This is a genomic window from Pengzhenrongella sicca, assembly GCF_017569225.1.
Classification (GTDB): domain Bacteria; phylum Actinomycetota; class Actinomycetes; order Actinomycetales; family Cellulomonadaceae; genus Pengzhenrongella; species Pengzhenrongella sicca.
On sequence record NZ_CP071868.1, the window covers coordinates 1225021 to 1244439 of the forward strand.

18 protein-coding genes are annotated in these 19419 nt (G+C 73.9%); 10 read left to right on the top strand and 8 right to left on the bottom strand.

Features of this window, described 5'->3' with window-relative positions; translation table 11 throughout:
• Window positions 1–28: 28 nt before the first annotated feature.
• On the top strand, window positions 29–577 hold the full coding sequence (locus J4E96_RS05520) for an acyl-CoA thioesterase (protein WP_227424774.1): 549 nt from the start codon (window positions 29–31) through the stop codon (window positions 575–577).
• Here the strand turns inward: J4E96_RS05520 and J4E96_RS05525 are convergent.
• The 4 genes from J4E96_RS05525 to J4E96_RS05540 all read right to left on the bottom strand — a co-directional run bounded on the left by J4E96_RS05525 (window position 474) and on the right by J4E96_RS05540 (window position 5023).
• On the bottom strand, window positions 474–2138 hold the full coding sequence (locus J4E96_RS05525) for an SDR family oxidoreductase (protein WP_227424775.1): 1665 nt from the start codon (window positions 2136–2138) through the stop codon (window positions 474–476). The genes J4E96_RS05520 and J4E96_RS05525 overlap by 104 nt on opposite strands.
• 51 nt (window positions 2139–2189) lie before the next feature.
• Entirely contained in the window at window positions 2190–3053 is an 864-nt protein-coding gene (locus J4E96_RS05530; protein ID WP_227424776.1) for an acyl-CoA thioesterase, read from the bottom strand.
• Between the two features lie 96 nt (window positions 3054–3149).
• Window positions 3150–3581 (bottom strand): globin, encoded by a 432-nt coding sequence (locus J4E96_RS05535; RefSeq protein WP_319637746.1) that lies wholly within the window; start codon window positions 3579–3581, stop codon window positions 3150–3152.
• 98 nt (window positions 3582–3679) lie between these two features.
• Complete coding sequence (locus J4E96_RS05540) at window positions 3680–5023, bottom strand: PTS transporter subunit EIIC (protein ID WP_227424777.1); 1344 nt, start codon at window positions 5021–5023, stop codon at window positions 3680–3682.
• Window positions 5024–5251: 228 nt separating this feature from the next.
• Between J4E96_RS05540 and J4E96_RS05545 the strand changes: the two genes are divergently transcribed.
• From J4E96_RS05545 to J4E96_RS05565, 5 genes are read left to right on the top strand one after another with little or no spacing between them, the layout of a single operon-like run.
• Complete coding sequence (locus tag J4E96_RS05545; protein ID WP_227424778.1) at window positions 5252–5983, top strand: GntR family transcriptional regulator; 732 nt, start codon at window positions 5252–5254, stop codon at window positions 5981–5983.
• A complete protein-coding gene (locus J4E96_RS05550; RefSeq protein ID WP_227424779.1) occupies window positions 5980–6231 on the top strand; it encodes a glucose PTS transporter subunit EIIB in 252 nt (83 codons plus the stop codon). Before J4E96_RS05545 ends, J4E96_RS05550 begins: the two co-directional genes overlap by 4 nt.
• A gap of 54 nt (window positions 6232–6285) precedes the next feature.
• Window positions 6286–6516: a PTS transporter subunit EIIB gene (locus J4E96_RS05555; RefSeq protein ID WP_227424780.1), complete on the top strand. Its 231-nt coding sequence runs from the start codon at window positions 6286–6288 to the stop codon at window positions 6514–6516.
• On the top strand, window positions 6516–6980 hold the full coding sequence (locus J4E96_RS05560; protein ID WP_227424781.1) for a PTS sugar transporter subunit IIA: 465 nt from the start codon (window positions 6516–6518) through the stop codon (window positions 6978–6980). Before J4E96_RS05555 ends, J4E96_RS05560 begins: the two co-directional genes overlap by 1 nt.
• Window positions 6971–7690 (top strand): HAD family hydrolase, encoded by a 720-nt coding sequence (locus J4E96_RS05565; protein ID WP_227424782.1) that lies wholly within the window; start codon window positions 6971–6973, stop codon window positions 7688–7690. Before J4E96_RS05560 ends, J4E96_RS05565 begins: the two co-directional genes overlap by 10 nt.
• Before the next feature lie 255 nt (window positions 7691–7945).
• Here J4E96_RS05565 and J4E96_RS05570 read toward each other — a convergent pair whose 3' ends face one another.
• The gene (locus J4E96_RS05570; RefSeq protein ID WP_227424783.1) at window positions 7946–9085 is read right to left on the bottom strand and encodes a mechanosensitive ion channel family protein; all 1140 of its coding nucleotides are present in this window, start codon (window positions 9083–9085) and stop codon (window positions 7946–7948) included.
• A gap of 86 nt (window positions 9086–9171) precedes the next feature.
• Here J4E96_RS05570 and malQ point away from each other — a divergent pair, with 86 nt between their 5' ends.
• On the top strand, window positions 9172–11310 hold the full coding sequence (gene malQ / locus J4E96_RS05575; RefSeq protein ID WP_227424784.1) for a 4-alpha-glucanotransferase: 2139 nt from the start codon (window positions 9172–9174) through the stop codon (window positions 11308–11310).
• Between the two features lie 71 nt (window positions 11311–11381).
• On the opposite strand, the gene pepN is transcribed toward malQ, so the two are convergent.
• Window positions 11382–13964: an aminopeptidase N gene (pepN, locus tag J4E96_RS05580; protein ID WP_227424785.1), complete on the bottom strand. Its 2583-nt coding sequence runs from the start codon at window positions 13962–13964 to the stop codon at window positions 11382–11384.
• A 118-nt stretch (window positions 13965–14082) separates the two neighbouring features.
• Here pepN and J4E96_RS05585 point away from each other — a divergent pair, with 118 nt between their 5' ends.
• The gene (locus J4E96_RS05585; protein WP_406620451.1) at window positions 14083–14742 is read left to right on the top strand and encodes a mycothiol-dependent nitroreductase Rv2466c family protein; all 660 of its coding nucleotides are present in this window, start codon (window positions 14083–14085) and stop codon (window positions 14740–14742) included.
• 113 nt (window positions 14743–14855) lie between these two features.
• Window positions 14856–15440: a hypothetical protein gene (locus J4E96_RS05590; RefSeq protein WP_227424787.1), complete on the top strand. Its 585-nt coding sequence runs from the start codon at window positions 14856–14858 to the stop codon at window positions 15438–15440.
• Window positions 15441–15444: 4 nt separating this feature from the next.
• On the opposite strand, the gene J4E96_RS05595 is transcribed toward J4E96_RS05590, so the two are convergent.
• Window positions 15445–17436 (bottom strand): M13 family metallopeptidase, encoded by a 1992-nt coding sequence (locus J4E96_RS05595; RefSeq protein WP_227424788.1) that lies wholly within the window; start codon window positions 17434–17436, stop codon window positions 15445–15447.
• A gap of 134 nt (window positions 17437–17570) precedes the next feature.
• On the opposite strand from J4E96_RS05595, the gene J4E96_RS05600 reads away from it, so the two are divergent.
• Window positions 17571–18020: a ribose-5-phosphate isomerase gene (locus J4E96_RS05600; RefSeq protein ID WP_227424789.1), complete on the top strand. Its 450-nt coding sequence runs from the start codon at window positions 17571–17573 to the stop codon at window positions 18018–18020.
• A gap of 15 nt (window positions 18021–18035) precedes the next feature.
• Here the strand turns inward: J4E96_RS05600 and J4E96_RS05605 are convergent, their stop codons facing one another.
• Complete coding sequence (locus J4E96_RS05605) at window positions 18036–19316, bottom strand: GNAT family N-acetyltransferase (RefSeq protein WP_227424790.1); 1281 nt, start codon at window positions 19314–19316, stop codon at window positions 18036–18038.
• Window positions 19317–19419 lie beyond the last annotated feature (103 nt).

Sequence of the window (19419 nt, forward strand, 5' to 3'; positions counted from 1 at the left end):
AGCACGACGACGAGAGGACACGCCCGAGATGACTCGGCTCAGGATCCCGGTGCAGCTGCGCTGGTCCGACATGGACGCGTACGGCCACATCAACAACGTGCAGATGTTCCGGATCCTCGAGGAGGCCCGGATCGCGGCGTTCTGGTCGCACCCGAACCCGGCCGACGGCGGCTGGCCGACCGCGGTCATCGACGCCGGGGTGGGCGCCGCGACGACGACCCTGGTCGCGAGCCAGGAGATCGAGTACCTGCGGCCCCTCGAGTACCGCCGCGAGCCCGTGACCGTCGAGCTCTGGATCGGCCACCTCGGCGGGGCGAGCATCGACGTCTGCTACCAGGTCGTCGACGGCGGCGGCGACGGCACGGTCGACGGCGTCGCCGCGGGCACCGGGGCCCCGGTGGCCGAGGCGCCCTACGCGCGGGCGTGCACGACGCTCGTGCTGGCTGACGAGGCGACCGGGTCGCCCCGGCGACTCACCCCAGCGGAGCGGGCGTCGTGGACCCCGTTCCTGGGGCCGATGGTGCAGCTGCGCCGCCGGCGCCCGGCCGCCCCGAGCCCGCAGGCCGTGGGCCGCTAGCGAGCTGCTCGGCGGCGAGCGCGATCCCGCGCTGCATGCCGCCGAAGACCGCGCCGTGGAACGGCACGATCGACCGCCAGTAGAGCTGGCCCGCGAGGCCGTGCGGGTGGAAGAGCGCGCGCTGGGCGAATACGGTGGCGCCCGCGCCGTCGTCCTCGACCCGGAGCTCGAGCCAGGCGAGGCCGGGCAGCCGCATCTCGGCGCGCAGGCGCAGCAGCGTGCCCCGGTCGACCTCCTCGACGCGCCAGAAGTCCACCGCGTCGTCGACCTGGAGCTCGCGCGGGTCGCGGCGGCCCCGGCGCAGCCCCGGGCCGCCCGAGAGCTTGTCCAGCACCCCACGCACGCGCCAGGCCAGGGCCCACGAGTACCAGCCGCGCTCGCCCCCGACGGATTCGAGGACCTCCCACAGGGCCTCGGGCGTCGCGTGCACGACGGTGCGGCGCTCGTCGACGAACAACGAGCCGCCCGCCCAGTCCGGGTCGCTCGGCAGCGGGTCGCTCGGGGCGCCCGCGAACGACGCCGACGTCCAGCGCGTCGTGACGTCCGCGTCCTGGATGCGCTCGAGCGCGAGCCGCAGGGCCCGCTCGAAGGTGACGAGCCCGTCCGGCGGGTCGGGCACGTACGCCTCGATGTCGTGCTCGTCGCAGACGACCTCGTGGATCAGCGACTCGACCAGAGGCCGCGCGAGCCCGGACGGGACCGGGGTCACCAGCCCGACCCACAGGCTCGACAGGCGCGGCGTCAGCACCGGGACCTTGACGATGAGCCGCCGGGGGAGCCCGGCCGCCGCCGCGTAGCCCTGCATCATCTGGCGGTACGTCAGCACGTCCGGCCCGCCGATGTCGAACCCCCGGCTCACCTCCGGCGGCATCGCGGCCGAGCCGACGAGGTAGCGCAGCACGTCACGGATCGCGATCGGCTGGATGCGGTTGTCCACCCACTTCGGCACGGTCATCGCGGGCAAGCGTTCGGTGAGGTAGCGCATCATCTCGAACGAGGCCGAGCCGGAGCCGAGGATGATCGCGGCCCGCAGCACCGTCGTCGGAACCCCGGAGGCCAGCAGGATCTCCCCGACCTCGCGGCGGGACTCCAGGTGCGGCGAGAGCACCTCGCCCTCCGGGAACAGCCCGCCGAGGTAGATGATCCGGCCCACGCCGGCCTCGCGGGCGGCGCGGCCGAAGGTCAGGGCGGTCGCGCGGTCGCGCGCCTCGAACTGGGAGCCGGAGCCGAGCGAGTGGATCAGGTAGTACGCGACGTCGACGCCCTCGAGCGCGCCGCGGATGGTGTCGAGCTCGCTCGCGTCGGCCTGGACGACGTCGACGTCGCCAAACCACGGGCGTCCGCGCAGGCGGCCGGGATTGCGGGCGATCGCGCGGACGCGGTGCCCGGCGGCGATCAGCTCGGGCACCAGGCGACCGCCGACGTAGCCGGTCACGCCGGTCACGGCGACGGTCAGCGGCACCGCCGACGCGGCCAGGTCGGGCGTGACCACCTGCGGGTGCGCGCCGCGGTCGGCGTCGCCGCTCGAGGGCAGCTCGGAGGGGACGGGTTCGATGGGCATGCCCTCAGTCTCCGACCTATCGGCGCAACCCGCACCCGGGCATCGCGCAGGTCACGGGACGCGGAACATGCCCTCCTGGGCGATGCTCGCGACCAGCGCGCCCGACTCGGAGTACACCTTGGCCGTCGACAGGCCGCGGCCCCCCTGCGCGCTCGGGGAGCTCTGGACGTAGAGCAGCCACTCGTCGACGCGAACCGGGCGGTGCCACCACATCGCGTGGTCGAGGCTCGCGACCGACAGTCCGGGGCTCACGAAGCTGAGGCCGTGCTTGCGGAGCACGGGCTCGAGCACGACCTCGTCGCACGCGTACGCGAGGAGCGCGCGGTGCAGCAGCTGGTCGTCGGGGACGACGCCGCGCGCCCGCATCCAGATCATCTGGCGGTCGGTCGGGTCCTCGGCCGGGCCGAGGTAGAGCGAGGCGTCCACGTGGCGCAGGTCGAAGGCGCTCTGGGCGACCCAGAACCGGGCCAGCGGGTGGTCGATCGGCCCGAGCACGTCGTGGGTCGAGTCGAGGTCCTCGGGCCGCGGCGCGGCCGGCATCGGGTCCTGGTGCTCGATGCCCTCCTGCTCGTGCTGGAACGACGTGATCATCGACAGGATCGGCTCGCCGCCCTGGATCGCGTGGGTGCGCCGCGCGCTGAACGAGCGCCCGTCCCGCAGCCGCTCGACCGCGAAGGTGATCGGGTGCTCGACGTCGCCGGGCCGCAGGAAGTAGCCGTGCAGCGAGTGCGGCAGCCGCCCGTCGGGCACCGTCCGCCCGGCCGCGAGCAGCGCCTGCGCGAGCACCTGTCCGCCGAAGACCCGCCCGCCGGGGCGGTGCAGGCTCGGCCCGCTGAAGGTGTTCTCGCCGTCGCTGCTCAGCTCGAGCGCGGCCAGCAGCCGGACCATCGGGTCCGTGGGGAGGGGTTCGGTCATGCGCACAGACTCACGCGCGCGGGGCCCGAACGCCAGCCCGACACGGCCGCAGTGGCGTCCCTCACGTCGCGCCCACCCGGCGCCGGGCTCGCGGGGTCACTCGTCGAACGTGTTGATCATCGAGTGGGCGGCGCGCTCGAGATAGTCCCACAGCTGCGCCTGGTGCAGCGGCGCGAGCCCGAGCGAGCCGACGGCCACGCGCATGTGCGCGAGCCAGTGGTCGCGCGCGAGCGGGTTGACCTTGAAGGGCGCGTGCCGCAGGCGCAGGCGCGGGTGGCCCCGCTCGGCCGAGTACGTCGTCGGGCCGCCCCAGTACTGCTCGAGGAAGAGCGTGAGCCGGACCTTCGCGGGGCCGAGGTCGGCGTCGGGGTACATCGGGCGCAGCAGCTCGTCGGTCGCGACCCCCGCGTAGAACGCGTCCACGAGCCGCACGAACGTCTCGTGCCCGCCGACGGCCGCGTAGAACGACGCGGGATCAGGCAGGGCGTCGTTGGAGGGCAGGGCGTCGGCACGTGCGATGCGGTCCACCGCGCCATCCTCGCACCCGTTCGGGTGGGCGCAGCAGAACGCCCGAACGGGCCCGTCCGTGGGGACGGGCCCGCCCGAGCGTCGGACGGACGGTGCGGCTAGGCCGGGGCGGTTCCGGCCGGGGTGCCCGTCGAGGCGGCGGGCTTCGACGCTGGCGCGTCGACGTCGTCCGGCGGCTGGTCGACGAGGAGGTTGTCGGTGATGTCACCGTCCGGCTCGCGGCCCGGGGTCCACAGGTTCCACTTCGTGATCACGAATCGGAACAGGAAGTAGTACACGACTGCGTACCCGAGCCCGATCAGCAGGAGGAGGACGGGCTGCTGAGCGATCCGGAAGTTCAGCAGGTAGTCGATCGCGCCGGCCGAGAAGCCGAACCCGGCGTGGATGTCCAGCGCGTTGACCAGCGCGAGCGACGTGCCGGTGAGGACGGCGTGGATGACGTACAGCGGATAGGCCACGTACAGGAACGAGAACTCGAGCGGCTCGGTCACGCCGGTGACGAACGAGACGAGCGCGGCGGAGCCCATGATGCCCGCGATCACCTTGCGCTTCTCGGGCTTGGCGGTGTGCACGAAGGCGAGGGCCGCGGCGGGCAGCGCGAACATCATGATCGGGAAGAAGCCGGTCATGAACGTGCCGGCCGTGGGGTCGCCGTGCAGGAAGCGGGCGATGTCGCCCTGCCAGACCTGGCCGGTCGCGTCGGTGTACTCGCCGAACTGGAACCACGGCAGGGAGTTGAGCAGGTGGTGCAGCCCGATGGGCACGAGCAGCCGGTTGGCCGTGCCGTACACGAACCCGCCGAGGACGGTCGAGCCGGTGACGAACTCGGCGACCGCGGTGAGGCCGGAGTCGAAGACCGGGTAGATCAGCGCGCCGATGACGGCGACGACGATCGCCATGCCGGCCGTGACGATCGGGACGAAGCGCCGGCCGCCGAAGAAGGCGAGGTAGGCGGGCAGCTTGATCCGGTAGTACTTCTGGTACAGCAGCGCGGCGATCAGGCCCATGACGATCCCGCCGAGCACGCCGTAGTTGATGAGCTGCTGGGTCTCGCCCTCGGCGGCCTCGCCGAGCACGTAGGGGGAGAGGGCGTCCGACACGCCCTTGAAAACGAGGTACCCGATCAGGGCGGCGAGCCCGGTCGAGCCGTCGGACTTGCGCGCGTAGCCGACCGCGACACCGAGGGCGAAGATCATCGGCAGGTTGGCGAACAGGGCGTTCCCGGCGGCGCCGAGCGTGGCGGCGACGGGGAGCAGCCAGTCACCCCACGCTCCGGCGAGACCCGTCACACCAAGCATGTCGTCTTGCCCGAGCCGGAGCAGGAGCGCGGCCGCGGGCAGGGACGCGATCGGCAGCATCAGTGAGCGTCCGATGCGCTGCAGCTGGGCCATGCCGGGAATCACCCGCTTCTCGCGGGCTACGGGGGCGGTGGTGGCAGTCATGGGCGAGTGCACTCCTCGAGGTGTGTGCGGGGCAGGGTCGCCGATGAGCACCGGCGCTCGCTGGTCCAGTGAGACGAACGATGAGACGAACAACTCATTCGACTCGGTGCACTAGATGTCTGGACCAGTTGGTGCCAACCATGATGGAATGAGGCTTCCGGTGTCAAGACCGGCCCGGGAACCCGATGGCGGGTGAGAGGCAGGGGTGGGGCAACGGTGCGTCCCTCGGTGCTGAAGTACGTCCGCGTCCGCGACTACCTGCGCTCGCTCGTCACGCACGAGCTGGCGGTCGGCGACGCCATCCCGTCCGAGCGGCTGCTGTGCGAGCGCTTCGGCGTGTCCCGGATGACGGTGCGCCAGGCGGTCGACGCGCTCGTCGTCGAGGGCCTGCTCGCGCGCGAGCAGGGCCGCGGCACGTTCGTCGCGCCGACGAAGCTCGATCTCGAGGTCCGGCTGGCGTCCTTCGGCGAGGAGATGCGCCGGCGCGGGATGGAGCCGTCGTCGAAGGTGCTCGCGGCCGAGCAGGTCGCCGCGTCCTCCGACATCGCCGACGCGCTCGACCTGCTGCCGGGTGAGCAGGTGTTCTACCTGCACCGGGTGCGCTACGCCGACGGCGAGCCGATGGCGATCGAGCAGACCTGGGTGCCGTGCGGCCTCGCCCCGGGGCTGTTCGACGACGGCGCGCCGCCGAGCGTCTACGGGGAGCTGCGGCGCCGGGGCCTCGAGCCGGACTGGGGCGAGGACACGGTCGCGGCGACCGAGGTCGACGCGCAGGACGCGGAGCTGCTCGGCCTGCGGGCCGGCAAGGCCGTGCTGCGCCTGTCGCGGCGAACCTTCGCGGGCGAGGTCGCCTGCGTGTACTCGCGCTCGTCCTACCGGGCCGACCGGTACGTTCTGTGGGTGCCCTTGCGGGCACCGAGACCCGCGCTCACACCACGCTCGACGGAGGCCACGGGATGAACGGCAGCGGACGCGTGATCAGCCAGGCCGCGAACATCCTCGCGGCGCTCGGCGGCGTGCGGAACATCGTCGACATCGAGCCGTGCACCACCCGGCTCCGGTCGGAGGTGCGCGACCCGTCGCTCGTCGACGTGGCGCAGCTGCGGGCGGCGGGCGCGCACGGGGTGATGATCTCGGGGCGGGTCGTCCAGGTCGTGGTGGGTCCGAGCGTGGACACCCTCGCGACCGATCTCGAGGAACTGATGTGACTAGTCTTGACGCGCGGCACACCGGCCGGCGTCGGTCCTGAAGGAGCACACGCGATGAGCAAGGCAGAGCAGATCCTCGCCGCACTAGGCGGAGACAAGAACATCCTTGACCTGGAGCCGTGCATCACGCGGCTGCGCGTCGAGGTGCACGACCCGTCGCTCGTCGACGAGCCCGCCCTCAAGGCGACCGGCGCGTTCGGCGTCGTCCGCTCGGGCAAGGTCGTCCAGGTCGTCGTCGGCCCCGAGGCTGACACCCTCGCGTCGGACATCGAAGACCTGCGCTGATGGCGTCGCCGCTCACCGTGCTGGCCCCCGTCGCCGGCACGGTGCGGGCGATGGCCGAGGTTCCTGACCCGGTGTTCGCCGGCGAGATCGTCGGCCCGGGCCTCGCGATCGACCCGAGCCGCGACGGCGTCGTCGACGTCGTCGCGCCCGTCGCTGGGAAGATCGTCAAGCTGCACCCGCACGCGTTCGTCATCCTCGCCGACGGCGGGCGCGGGGCGCTCGTGCACCTCGGGCTCGACACCGTCCAGCTCGGGGGCGTCGGCTTCACGCTGCACGCCGCCGAGGGCGACACGGTCGCGGCCGGCGACGTCGTCGTGAGCTGGACGCCAGCCGACATCGAGGCGGGCGGCCGCTCGCCGATCTGCCCCGTGGTCGCCCTGCAGGGCAAGCCGGAGGCGGTCTCCGGGCTCGTCGCGCCGGGCGCCGCCGTGCGCGCGGGCGAGCCCCTGTTCGTGTGGTCCTGACCCCCGACGACGTCGCGGGCCTCGCCGCGCGGCTCACGCCGCGCGGCGCCGGGCTCCTGCTCGACCTCGACGGCACGCTGCTCGACAGCGAGCCGGTGCACCGGGAGGCCTACCGGACGTTCTTCGCCGGCCGGGGCTGGCGCGTCGGCGACGACGTCATCCGCCAGTTCTCGGGCCGGCGCGCGGCCGAGGTGTTCGCGGCGCTGCCGGGCCCGTGGACCGGCCTGGACCCGGCCGAGCTGACCGACGAGGTGCTCAAGGTGCTCGGGCGGTCACGCCTGCGGCCCGCGCCCGTTCCCGGCGCGGCGCGCCTGCTGGCGGCGTGCACGCGCACGGGGCTGCCGGTCGTGGTCGTGACCTCGGCGACGCTCGCGTGGGCCGCCGGCGCGCTCGAGCTGCTCGGGGTCGCACCGGGGTCGGTGCCGCTCGTCACGGCGGAGGACTGCGCCGCGGGCAAGCCCGACCCCGAGCCGTTCCGCCGCGGCGCCGAGCGCCTGGCGCTCGCGCCCGCGGGCCTCGTGGCGGTCGAGGACTCCCCGGCGGGCATCGCCTCGGCGCGCGCGGCCGGCGTCGGGCACGCGATCGGGATCACCACGAGCCAGCTGGCGGCCGTCCTGGTCGCGGCGGGCGCGGCGCAGACGATGCCGGACCTGACGACGCTAGTTGCGGCGGTCGAGCTGCCGCAGCCGCGTCCGAGTCCCAGGAGCTAGGTCTCGCCGGAGGCGGCAGTCGCCCCGCCCGACCCACCTCCCATCGGCCGCAAGTCCAGCACGACCAGAGTCCGCCCGACCGGAGTCCAGCACGACCAGAGTCCCGCCCGACTGTGGGCAATCGGCTCCATTGCCGGCGAGTGTGGTCCAACTGCGGGTTGGCGGCGCTCCCGGGGGACCGATTGCCCACACCCGCGGCCGTGGGGACCGATCGCCCACATTGGCTGGCTGGCCGCAGGCGGCGCGCGTCAGCCGTCAGCCGTCGGAGCCGCTCGGCGTCGGGGTCGTCAGCGCCGTCGTCGGTGGCTCGGGCGGCTCGGGCGGCTCGGTGCTCGCGGAGCTCGCGGTGGTCGGCGCCTCGAGGACGTGCGGCGGCCGGTCGCGCTCGACTACGACCTCCCGCCGCGCGAGCGCGAGGTCGATGCCCTCGGCCGCCAGGAGCAGCCGGATCCGCGCGCGCAGCGCACGCGCGACGTCCCACTGCAGCGACGGCGCCGTCTTCACCAGCAGCCGGAGCATCGCGCCCTCGGCGGTGAGGTCCTCGATGCCCGCGACCTCGGCGTCGTCCAGGAGCGCCGGGCCCAGGTCGGCGTCGGCGGCGACCTCGGCCGCGGCCTGCAGCAGCAGCTCCTGCACGCGGGGCACGTCCTGGTCGGCGAGCACGCGGACCTCGACGACGGCGCGGGACCAGCCCTGCGTCATGTTGCCGACCCGCAGGATCTCGCCGTTGCGCACGTACCAGAGCGTCCCGTTGAGCGACCGGATCTGCGTCACGCGCAGCCCGACCTGCTCGACGACGCCGCTGGCCTCGCCCACGTCGACGACGTCGCCAACGCCGTACTGGTCCTCGGCGAGCATCGAGATGCCCGCGAGGAAGTCCTTGACCAGCGTCTGCGCGCCGAAGCCGAGGGCCACGCCGACGACGCCGGCGGAGGCGAGCAGCGGGCCGACGTCGACGTTCAGGATCCCGAGGATGAGGACGATGACCAGCGCCCCGACGAGGAAGGTCGCGGCCGAGCTGAGCGCCGAGCCCATCGTCTGCGCCCGCTGCGCGCGGCGGGCGGCCGCGAGCGGGCTGGCGTCGGGCTGGGCGCCGTCCTGCCGCAGCCCCCGGCTGATCACGTTCCCGGCGCGGCGGCTCATCGCGGGGCCGCCCTCGACGAGGTGCCGCACGGTGCGCGAGATGAACCGCCGCAGCAGCGCGAGCGCGATCGCGCCGATCACGAGGATCAGCGCGATCTGCCACGCGGGCTGGATGAGAGCGTCGAACCAGCGGGCCGTCGAGTCGAGGTTCTCCTGCAGGCTCGTCGCGGGCGTGGTCGGGCCGGAGCTCGGGTCGGTCGCGCTGAGCGCGCGCGAGCGCAGGACGGACAGGGCGTGCGTGGGGACGAACATGGCCAGCAGGGTAGCCGGGACTCCTGGGCGGTCCCCGTCCCGCGCGGTGCGCGCTGGCCGCGGGGAGCCTCTGGCAGGATTCAGGGGTGCCAGCACCGACCGAGGACGTACCGGAGCAGCTGTTGCTGCTCGCCCAGGCCTATGGGGTCGTACCTGACTTCTGGGGCTTCGACGGCTCGCACAAGCTGGTGGCGCCCGGGACCTTGATCGCGGTGCTCGCGGCGCTCGGCGTCGATGCGTCCTCGCCCGAGCGGGTCGAGGTCAGCCTGCGCCACCACGACGACGCGCCGTGGCGGCAGCCGGTTCCGCCGGTCGTGGTGCTCCGGCTCGGCGAGTCGCCGCGGGTGCCCGTGCACGTGCACGACGGCGACTCGGTCGAGGTCTGGCTCGAGCTCGACCCCGAGGCGGGCGGCGGGCGCCGCGACGTCGCACAGGTCGACGTCTACACCGAGCCGCGCGTCGTCGACGGCCGGCGCGTTGGGCGAGCGACGTTCGAGCTCCCCGCGGACCTTCCCCTCGGCTGGCACACGCTGCGCGCCGCCGGGCCGAGCGGGCCCGCCCGCTGCCACGTCGTCGTCGTCCCCGACAAGCTCGAGCTGCCGCCGTCGCTGCGCGAGGGCCGCGCCTGGGGCTTCATGGCGCAGATGTACTCGGTGCGGTCGAAGCAGTCGTGGGGCGTCGGCGACCTCGCCGACATCGCCGACGTCGCGTGGCTGTCCGCGCGCCGCTGCGGCGCGGACTTCCTGCTGATCAACCCGCTGCACGCGGCCGAGCCCGTCGCGCCGATGACGCCCTCGCCGTACCTGCCGACGACGCGGCGGTTCGTCAACCCGCTCTACCTGCGCGTCGAGGACATCCGGGAGACGGGCTACCTCTCGTCCGCGGACCGCGCGCTCATCGAGTGGGCCGCCGAGTCGGTGGGCGCGCTGGACGCCGACGGGGGCCCGATCGACCGCGACGCCGCGTGGACCGCGAAGCGCAGCGCGCTCGAGGTCGTGTTCCAGGCCCCGCGCTCGGCCGTGCGCCAGGCGGCGTTCGAGGAGTTCCGCGCCGATCAGGGCGAGGGCCTCGAGGCGTTCGCCCTCTGGTCGGCGCTGACCGAGAAGTACGGCCCGGCGCAGGACTGGCCGGCCGCGGCCCGCGAGCCGGCGTCGGAGTTCGTGCGCCAGGCGCGCGTGGACCTCGCGGACCGCATCGAGATGCACTGCTGGCTGCAGTGGGCGTGCGACGACCAGCTCGCCGCCGCGCAGCGCGCGGCCCGCGACGCGGGGATGTCGATCGGGATCGTGCACGACCTCGCGGTCGGCGTGCACCCGCAGGGCGCCGACGCGTGGGCGCTCGGCGACGTGCTCGCGACCGACGTCGGCGTCGGCGCGCCCCCCGACATGTACAACCAGCAGGGTCAGAACTGGTCCCAGCCGCCGTGGCGGCCCGACGCGCTCGCGCGCGCCGGGTACGTGCCCTACCGCGACATGCTCCGGACGGTGCTGCGGCACGCGGGCGCGCTGCGGATCGACCACATCCTCGGGCTGTTCCGGCTGTGGTGGGTGCCCGCGGGCGCCGAGGCCGACCGGGGCGCCTACGTGCGCTACGACCACGAGGCGCTCATCGGCATCCTGTGCCTCGAGGCCCACCGCGCGGGCGCGCTCGTGATCGGTGAGGACCTCGGCACGGTCGAGCCGTGGGTGCGCGACTACCTCAGCGGCCGCGGCATCCTGGGCACCTCGGTGCTCTGGTTCGAGAAGGACGGCGCGGGCGCCCCGCTGCCGCCCGAGTCGTACCGCCGGCTCGCGCTCGCGACGGTGACGACGCACGACCTGCCGCCGACGGCGGGCTACCTCGCCGAGGAGCACGTCGCGCTGCGCGAGCGGCTCGGGCTGCTCACCGAGCCGGTGCACGTCGTGCGGCGCGCCGCCCGGCAGGAGCGGGCGGCGATGCTGGACGCGCTCGACCGCCGCGGCCTCGTCGGGCCGGACCCGTCGGAGCGCGAGGTCGTCGAGGCGCTGCACCGGTTCGTGCTCGCGACGCCCGCGGTGCTCGTCGGGGTCTCGCTCGCCGACGCCGTCGGCGAGCGGCGCGCGCAGAACCAGCCCGGCACGGACACGGAGTACCCGAACTGGAAGGTCCCGCTGGCCGACGGCTCGGGCCGCCTCATGGGCGTCGAGGACGTCTTCGAGAGCGCCCGCCTGAACTCGCTGGTCGCGGCGCTCCACCGCGGCGCGTAGGCGTCCGGGCAAGCGACGCCGCACTCACGGCCCGGGCGGACTCACCGCCCGGGCCGCTCCGCCGCCAGAAGTCAGTCGCGGGCGCGGTCGGCGGCCTGGGCCGCGAGGGCGCGGCGGACCGAGTCGCGGTTCTCGACGACCATGCGCCGCAGGCCCGGGTGCCGGTCGCCGAGCTGCTCGAGCCACGCGTCGGTGACGGCGAGCAGGTCGACGCCCGGGTGGGCCGCGAGCTCGGCCGGGTACAGGCCCGTCGCGACGTCCTGCGCCATGTCGCTGCCGCGCGTGGCCCACACGTGCTCGAGCGCGTCGAAGTACTTCTCGACGTAGGGCACGAGCAGGGACCGGTCGAGCACGTCGGCAAACCCGCCGATCGACGTCTCGAGCAGCGCGTTGGGCAGCGTGTCCAGCTCGACCATCGCGTGCCACGCGGCGGCCTTCGCCTCGGGCGTCCCGATCGCGGCCCGCGCCCCGGCGGCCTCCCGCTCGCCCGACGCAGTCGCGTCGTCGGCCAGCGCGGCGTCGATCTCAGCCGAACCCGCGCGCCCGCCGACGACGAGCGACGTGAGCAGCTCCCAGCGCAGGTCGGTGTCGATGGTCAGCCCCTCGAGCGTGCGGGAGCCGTCGAGCAGCGCGGCGACGACGTCGAGCTGGCCGGGCGTCATCGCGCGCGCCGCGAAGGCCTTGGCGAGCTGGAGCTGCGCGTCGCTGCCGGCCGCGGCGCCCTGCGCGAGCTCCCACAGCCGGTCGCCGGCGGCCTGCGAGGCGGCCACGCGGTGCTCCTCGGCCACGTAGACCTCGAGCGTCGTGGACAGCTGGCGCAGCAGCACGAGCAGCACCGACGAGTCCGTCTCGTGCGCGAGGTTGCCGAGCACGAGCTCGACGAAGTCGCGGCCCGCCCACTCGCCGTCGCGCGTCATGTCCCACGCCGCCGCCCACACGAGCGTGCGGGGCAGCGACTCGGTGAACGAACCGAGGTGCGCCGTCGCCGTGGCCAGCGAGGTGGGGTCGAGCCGGACCTTCGCGTACGCGAGGTCGTCGTCGTTGATGAGCAGGAGGTCGGGCCGGCGGCGCCCCACGAGCTCGGGCACCTCGGTGCGCGCGCCGTCGACGTCGAGCTCGATCCGCACGGTCCGCGCGAGGCGCGTCGCGCCGTCGTCGGCGTCCACGAGGTCGTAGCCGCCGACGGCGAGGCGGTGCGGGCGCTGCACGGGGTGCTCGGCCGGGACCTCCTGCAGCACCGCGAACGAGGTGATGACGCCGTCCGCGTCGGTCGTGATCTCGGGGCGCAGCAGCGTGACGCCCGCGCGCTCGAGCCAGCGGCTGGACCACTGCGACAGGTCGCGCCCGCTCGCGGTCTCGAGCTCGACGAGCAGGTCCCGCAGGGTCGTGTTGCCGAACGCGTGCTTGGCGAAGTAGGCCTGCACGCCCGCGAAGAAGTGCTCCTGGCCGACCCAGGCCACGAGCTGGCGGAGCACGCTCGCGCCCTTGGCGTAGGTGATGCCGTCGAAGTTGACCTCGACGTCGGCCAGGTCCCGGATCTCGGCGACGATCGGGTGCGTCGAGGGCAGCTGGTCCTGCCGGTACGCCCACGACTTCTCGAGCGAGGAGAACGTGGTCCACGCGCCGGTCCAGCGCGTCGCCTCCGCCGCGGCCAGCGTCGACGCGTACTCGGCGAACGACTCGTTCAGCCACAGGTCGTTCCACCACCGCATCGTGACGAGGTCGCCGAACCACATGTGGGCCAGCTCGTGCAGGATCGTGATCGCGCGGCGCTCGACGGTGGCCTCGGTGACCTTGGACCGGAAGACGTAGGACTCCCGGAAGGTCACGGCGCCCGCGTTCTCCATCGCGCCGGCGTTGAACTCGGGCACGAAGATCTGGTCGTACTTGTCGAACGGGTAGGCCCGGCCGAACGACTTCTCGTAGAACGCGAAGCCGATGCGCGTGATGTCGAGGATGTTGTCGGTGTCGAGGTGGCTCGCGAGCGAGGCGCGGCAGAGCACCCCGAGCGGGATCGTCCGCCCGTCCGAGCTGGTGAGCTCGCCGGTCTCGCGCGCGTACGGGCCCGCGACGATCGCCGTGATGTAGCTCGAGATGGTCGCGGTCGGCGCGAACGTCCAGCGCGCGGCGGCGGGGGAGGCCGGGACGGCGACGGGCTCGGGCGTGGCCTGGTTCGACACCACGGTCCAGTGCGCGGGCGCCGTGACGTCGAACGTGAACACCGACTTGAGGTCGGGCTGCTCGAAGACGGCGAACACCCGGCGCGAGTCGGCGACCTCGAACTGCGTGTAGAGGTAGACCTCGTCGTCGACCGGGTCGACGAAGCGGTGCAGCCCCTCGCCGGTGTGCGTGTACGCGCAGTCCGCCACGACACGCAGCACGTTCTCGGCCGCGAGGTGCTCCAGCTGGATCCGCGAGTCCGCGAAGGCGACGGCCGGGTCGAGCGCGACGCCGTTGAGCTCGATCTCGCGCACCGTCGGCGCGATCAGGTCGATGAACGTGCTCGCGCCGGCCGCGGCGCTGAAGCGGACGACCGTGGCCGAGGTGAACGTCGTCGGCCCCGCGGTCAGGTCCAGCGTGACCTGGTAGGACGCGACCGAGAGCAGCGCGGCACGCTCGGTGGCCTCATCGCGGGTCAGGTTCTCAGCGGGCACGGCGGGGACTCCTCAGGCGAGCGGACGGGACCGCGGAATCATCCCACGGCGGCCCGCGTTGGCCCATCGGAGCCGTGCCACGCCCCGCCCGTCGACGTCAGGACCCACCGCCGTGCCGATCACCCTCGCCGTTCCGGACACCTCTGCCGTACCCTCCGACGCCGTCGCCCGCGACGCCGTCCCCGTCGTCGACCTGTGGTTCGACCCACTGTGCCCGTGGGCGTGGATGACGTCGCGCTGGCTGGACGAGGTCGCCGGGCTGCGCGAGATCGACCTGCGCTGGCACGTCATGAGCCTCGCCGTGCTCAACGAGGGCCGCGACCTGCCCGAGACCTACCGGCGCATGATGGACGGCGCCTGGGGCGGCGTGCGCGTGATCGTGGCGGCGGCCGAGCTGCACGGCGAGAAGTACATCAAGCCGCTCTACGACGCGATCGGGACGCGCCGCCACCCCGGCGGGCGCACCGACGACGCCGCGATCCTCGCCGAGTCGCTCGCGGAGGTCGGCCTGCCGGCCGAGCTGGCCGCCTACGCGACGTCGGACGAGTACGACGACCAGCTGCGCGCGTCGCACGCGGCCGGGATCTCGTTGGTCGGCGAGGACGTCGGGACGCCCGTGGTCGCGATCAACGGGGTCGGGTTCTTCGGGCCGGTCATGACGCCCGCCCCGCGTGGCGAGGACGCCGCGCGGCTGTGGGACGGCCTCGTCCTCATGACCGGGGTGCCCGGCTTCTACGAGCTCAAGCGCACCCGCACGGCGGGGCCCGACTTCACCTGAGCCGGCGACGCGGGCCGCGGGGCCGAGGTGACGGCGCGCGGCGCAGCGTGTGATGCTGTCACCTCCGCAGACGCGCGCCCCGAAGCGCGTCGCGAGCACAGGAGAGCTACGTGATGGAGCAGTTGCCGGCCGAACCGAGTACGCCTAGCCGCGGGCTCAGCCCGCGGATGAAGGCGTTCATCGCGTTCGACGCGGTGCTCCTGCTCGCGTTCGTCGTGGTCCTCGGACTCTTCCTGTCCGGCGCGATCGGGGGCTCGGGCGAGCCCGATGCCGACGCCACCGAGGACCCCCGACCCCTGGCGGGCGCGACGGCCGCGCCCGAGAGCCCGGCCGCCGCCGAGCCGTCGACCGACGCGGGCTCGACGTTCGCGCTGCCGAGCGGCAACATCGCGTGCGAGATCACGGCGGACGCCGCGACCTGCACCATCGCGAACACGACCGCGCCCGCGGCCGAGGCGCCCGACTGCGCCGGGTCGGTCGGCCCCGTGCTCACCGTCACCGCCGAGGGCGCGGACACCCCGTGCGTGGAGGGCGCGCTGCCGGGGGCAGCCGCGCCGGGCACGCCCGTGCTCGAGTACGGCCAGTCGATGACCGTCGGCGAGTTCACGTGCACGAGCTCGTCGACCGGAGTGACGTGCAAGCACGACCCGACCGGCAAGGGCTTCAAGCTCGCGAAGGCCGGCTCCGAGCTGTTCTAGCGGCTCACCAGATCCGGACGCGCTGCTCCGGGGCGAGGTAGAGCGCGTCGCCGGGCACGACGTCGTAGGCCGCGTAGAACTCGTCGATGTTGCTGAGCACGCCGTTGCAGCGGAACTCGTTCGGGGAGTGCGGGTCTGTCGCCAGGCGCCGGATGACCTCTTCGTCGCGGCCCTTCGACTGCCACGCCTGGGCCCACCCGAGCAGCACGCGCTGCAGCCCGGTGAGCCCGTCGATGACGGGCGCGGACTCGAGCGGCCCGCCGAGGGCGAGCCGGTACGCGGTGATCGCGATCGAGAGCCCGCCGAGGTCGCCGATGTTCTCGCCGATCGTCAGCGCCCCGTTGACGTGGTGCGATCCGCCGAGCTGGACGGGGGAGAACGCGCTGTACTGCGCGATGAGCGCCTTGGTCCGGGTCTCGAACTCGGCCCGGTCCTGGGCCGTCCACCAGTCCTCGAGCCGGCCCGCGCCGTCGTACTTCGACCCCTGGTCGTCGAAGCCGTGGCCGATCTCGTGGCCGATGACGGCGCCGATCCCGCCGTAGTTCACCGCATCGTCGGCCTCGGAGTCGAAGAACGGCGGCTGCAGGATCGCCGCGGGGAAGACGATCTCGTTCATGCCCGGGTTGTAGTACGCGTTGACCGTCTGCGGGGTCATGAACCACTCGTCGCGGTCGAGCGGGGTGCCGATCTTCGCGAGCTCGCGGTCCTGCTCAAACGCGCAGGCGCGGCGCACGTTGCCGACGAGGTCGTCCGGGGCGACGACCAGGCCCGAGTAGTCGCGCCACTTCACCGGGTAGCCGATCTTCGGGGTGAAGGAGTCGAGCTTGGCGAGCGCCTTGATCTTGGTGCCCTCGCCCATCCAGTCGATCGCGGTGATCGACTCGCGGTACGCCTCGATGAGGGTGTCGACCAGGCGGGCCATCCGGTCCTTGTGCGCCGGGGGGAAGTGCCGCTCGACGTAGACCTTGCCGACCGCCTCGCCGAGCACGCCCTGGACCAGGCCGACGCCGCGCTTCCAGCGGTCGCGCACCTCCTGCGCGCCGCTGAGGGTGCGGCCGTAGAAGTCGAAGTTGGCCTCGACGAGCGCGGTCGTCAGGTACGGGGCGCGCGCGCTGATCGCGTGGTAGGCGAGCCAGGCCTTCCAGTCGTCCAGCGACTCGCTCTGCCACAGCGCGGCGAAGCCGCGGGCGTACGACGGCTCCCGCACGACGACGTCGTCCAGGGCGCCGGCGGGTGCCCCGAGCGCGAGCACCCACGCGTGCCAGTCGAAGCCGGGCGCGTCCGCCGCGAGCGCCGCGAGGGTCGTGGGGTTGTACGTCAGGTCGGCGTCGCGGTCCTGCACGACGTCCCAGTGGGCCGCCGCGAGCTTGGTCTCGAGCGCGACCACGCGGGCGGCGCACGCGTCCGCGGCGCTGCCTGCGGCGTAGCCCCCGAGGGTCAGCATCCGCGCGACGTGCGGCTGGTAGGCCGCGAGGATCGAGGCGTACCGCTCCTCGCGGTAGTACGACTCGTCGGGCAGGCCGAGGCCCGACTGGGCGAGGTACACGACGTACCGCGTCGGGTCCTTCGCGTCGTTGTCGACCCAGAACCCAAGGGCGCCGGCCGCGCCCGTGCGCTGCAGCGTGCCGAGCGTGCCCGTGAGCTGCGCGCTGGAGTCGGCGGCGTCGAGCAGCGCGAGGTCGGTCCGCACCGGTGCGGTGCCGAGGGCCTCGACGGTCGTCTCGTCCATGAAGCTCGCGTACAGGCTCCCGATCTGCGCCTCGACGCCCGCGGCGGCGCCGGCGTCGGCGTCCACGGCGGTCGTGGCGGCGTCGGTGATGATGTCGCGCACGTGCTCCTCGGCCTGGTCGTGCAGCGCCCGGAAGGCGCCGTCCATCGCGCGGTCCGCCGGGATCACGTGCGAGGAGTTCCACCGGCCGTTCACGTGCGCGTAGAGGTCGTCCTGCGGACGAACGGCGGGGTCGAGCGCGGTGATGTCGATGCCGCTTCGGGCCATGAGAGGAGCTTCCTTCGTCCGGGCGGGTGCGTGGCACCCAGGGTGTTCCGCTTGCGCAAGCCTAGGTGACCTGCTGCGCGCGCGCGCGGGTCCGGGCCGGTCGGTGGGCCCGTGAAGTGCGGCAGGATGGGTCCATGCGCATCCACATCGCCGCGGACCATGCCGGGTACGAGCTCAAGGAGCACCTGTCGCAGCATCTGCGCGCCGCCGGTCACGACGTCGTCGACCACGGGGCCCACGGGTTCGACGCCGACGACGACTACCCGGCGTTCTGCCTGGCGGCCGGTGAGGCCGTGGTCGCCGAGCCGGGCAGCCTCGGCGTCGTGATCGGTGGCTCCGGCAACGGCGAGCAGATCGCCGCGAACAAGGTCGCCGGCGTGCGCGCGGCCCTGGCCTGGAGCGAGGAGACCGCACGCCTGGGCCGCATGCACAACGACGCGAACGTCGTCGCGATCGGTGCCCGGATGCACTCGCCCGACGACGCCCTCGTGCTCGTCGACACGTTCCTGGCCGAGCCGTTCAGCGGGGACGCGCGCCACCAGCGGCGCATCGCGCAGCTCGCTGCGTACGAGGCCGCGCGCTAGCACGTCCCTCTGCTCCTAGAACGTCCAGCTGCACAGCGGCGCGACGGGCCAGCCGAACGCCGTCGTCGCGCTCGCCAGCGCGCCCGGGCGGTGCTCCGTCACGAGGCCGGCAGCCGCGAACGCCGTGAGCGACCGGCCGCCCAGGTAGGCCGCCCCGAGCTCGCGCACGTCGACCGTGAGGTCGGCGGGCTCGGTGCTCGGCGTGACTTCCGCAGGGAAGCCGACGACGTCGGTCCCGCCCGTCCCGGTGCGCACCCGCCAGCGCCCCGCGTTCGCGGGCAGCAGCGCGTCGGTGACCTCGAACACGGCGTCCAGCGGCGCGGCGTACCGGCGCGCGGCGAGCGCGGTGGGCACGTCCAGCAGGCGGATCCAGACGTTGTCGGCGATCCGCGGCCGCGTGACCCGCACGTTGACGAGCAGGCTGAGCAGCACGTCGTCGGCCGCGAGCTTGGGTGACTCGATCGTCGACATGAGGTCGAGGTCGAGCACGAACGACCAGAGCCGGTGGGTCGCGGCGGGGTCCACGGCGACGAGCTCCGCGACCCGGACGACCCCCTGCGGCGAGAAGTCGACCCAGGCCTCCTTGCGGCGCAGCAGCGCGTACCCGCGCACGTCGTCGCCGGAGCGCACCGTCACGATCTGCTGCTCCTCGGCGCCGTCGCGGCTCGACGGCGGGTCGGCCAGGAACGCGGCCTGCAGCGGGGCCGTCGTGCGCTCCAGCCAGCCGGGCCGGCCGGCGCCGGCGCGGCCGTGCACCCGGTGCACGAGCTCGCCGTGCGCGGCGGCGGTCATCCGCTCGAGCCGCAGGGTGAGGTCCGCCGACCCCGGCACGGGCCGCAGGGCCGCCCCGCGCCCGAGCGTGACGTGCAGGTCGTCGGCCGCCGAGCCGTACCCGAACCGGCCGTAGATCGCCGGCTCGGCGGCGAACAGCGCGGAGACCGCCTCGCCGCGGGCGAGCGAGCGGTCGAAGTGGGACGCGATCATCGCCGTCAGCAGGCCGCGGCGGCGGTGGTCGGGGCGCACGCCGACCCACGTCAGGCCGGCGCAGGCGGTGACGGCACCGGGCACCGGCAGGGAGAACGGGTAGGACGAGTGGATCGCGGCGAGCGTGCCGTCCGCGTGCTCGAGGCCGGTGGTCCGCGTCCAGTCCAGCGGGACGGGGAACGGCGCCGCGTCGTCGGGGATCGGGCTCGCCGGGAACGCGGAGCGGTCGACGGCCAGGACGTCCGCCCGTCGGGCGGCGGGCAGGTCGACGGGGCGGTAGCCGGCGGGGGCAGCGGCGGTGGTGTTCGTCATGGTGCCCATCGTTGTGCCCCGCGACCTGCGAAGCGAGCGAATTGCCCGGCCGCCGCCCGCACGCTCGCGCCCACGGTCGGATCGGCCGGGTGCGCGGGGCACC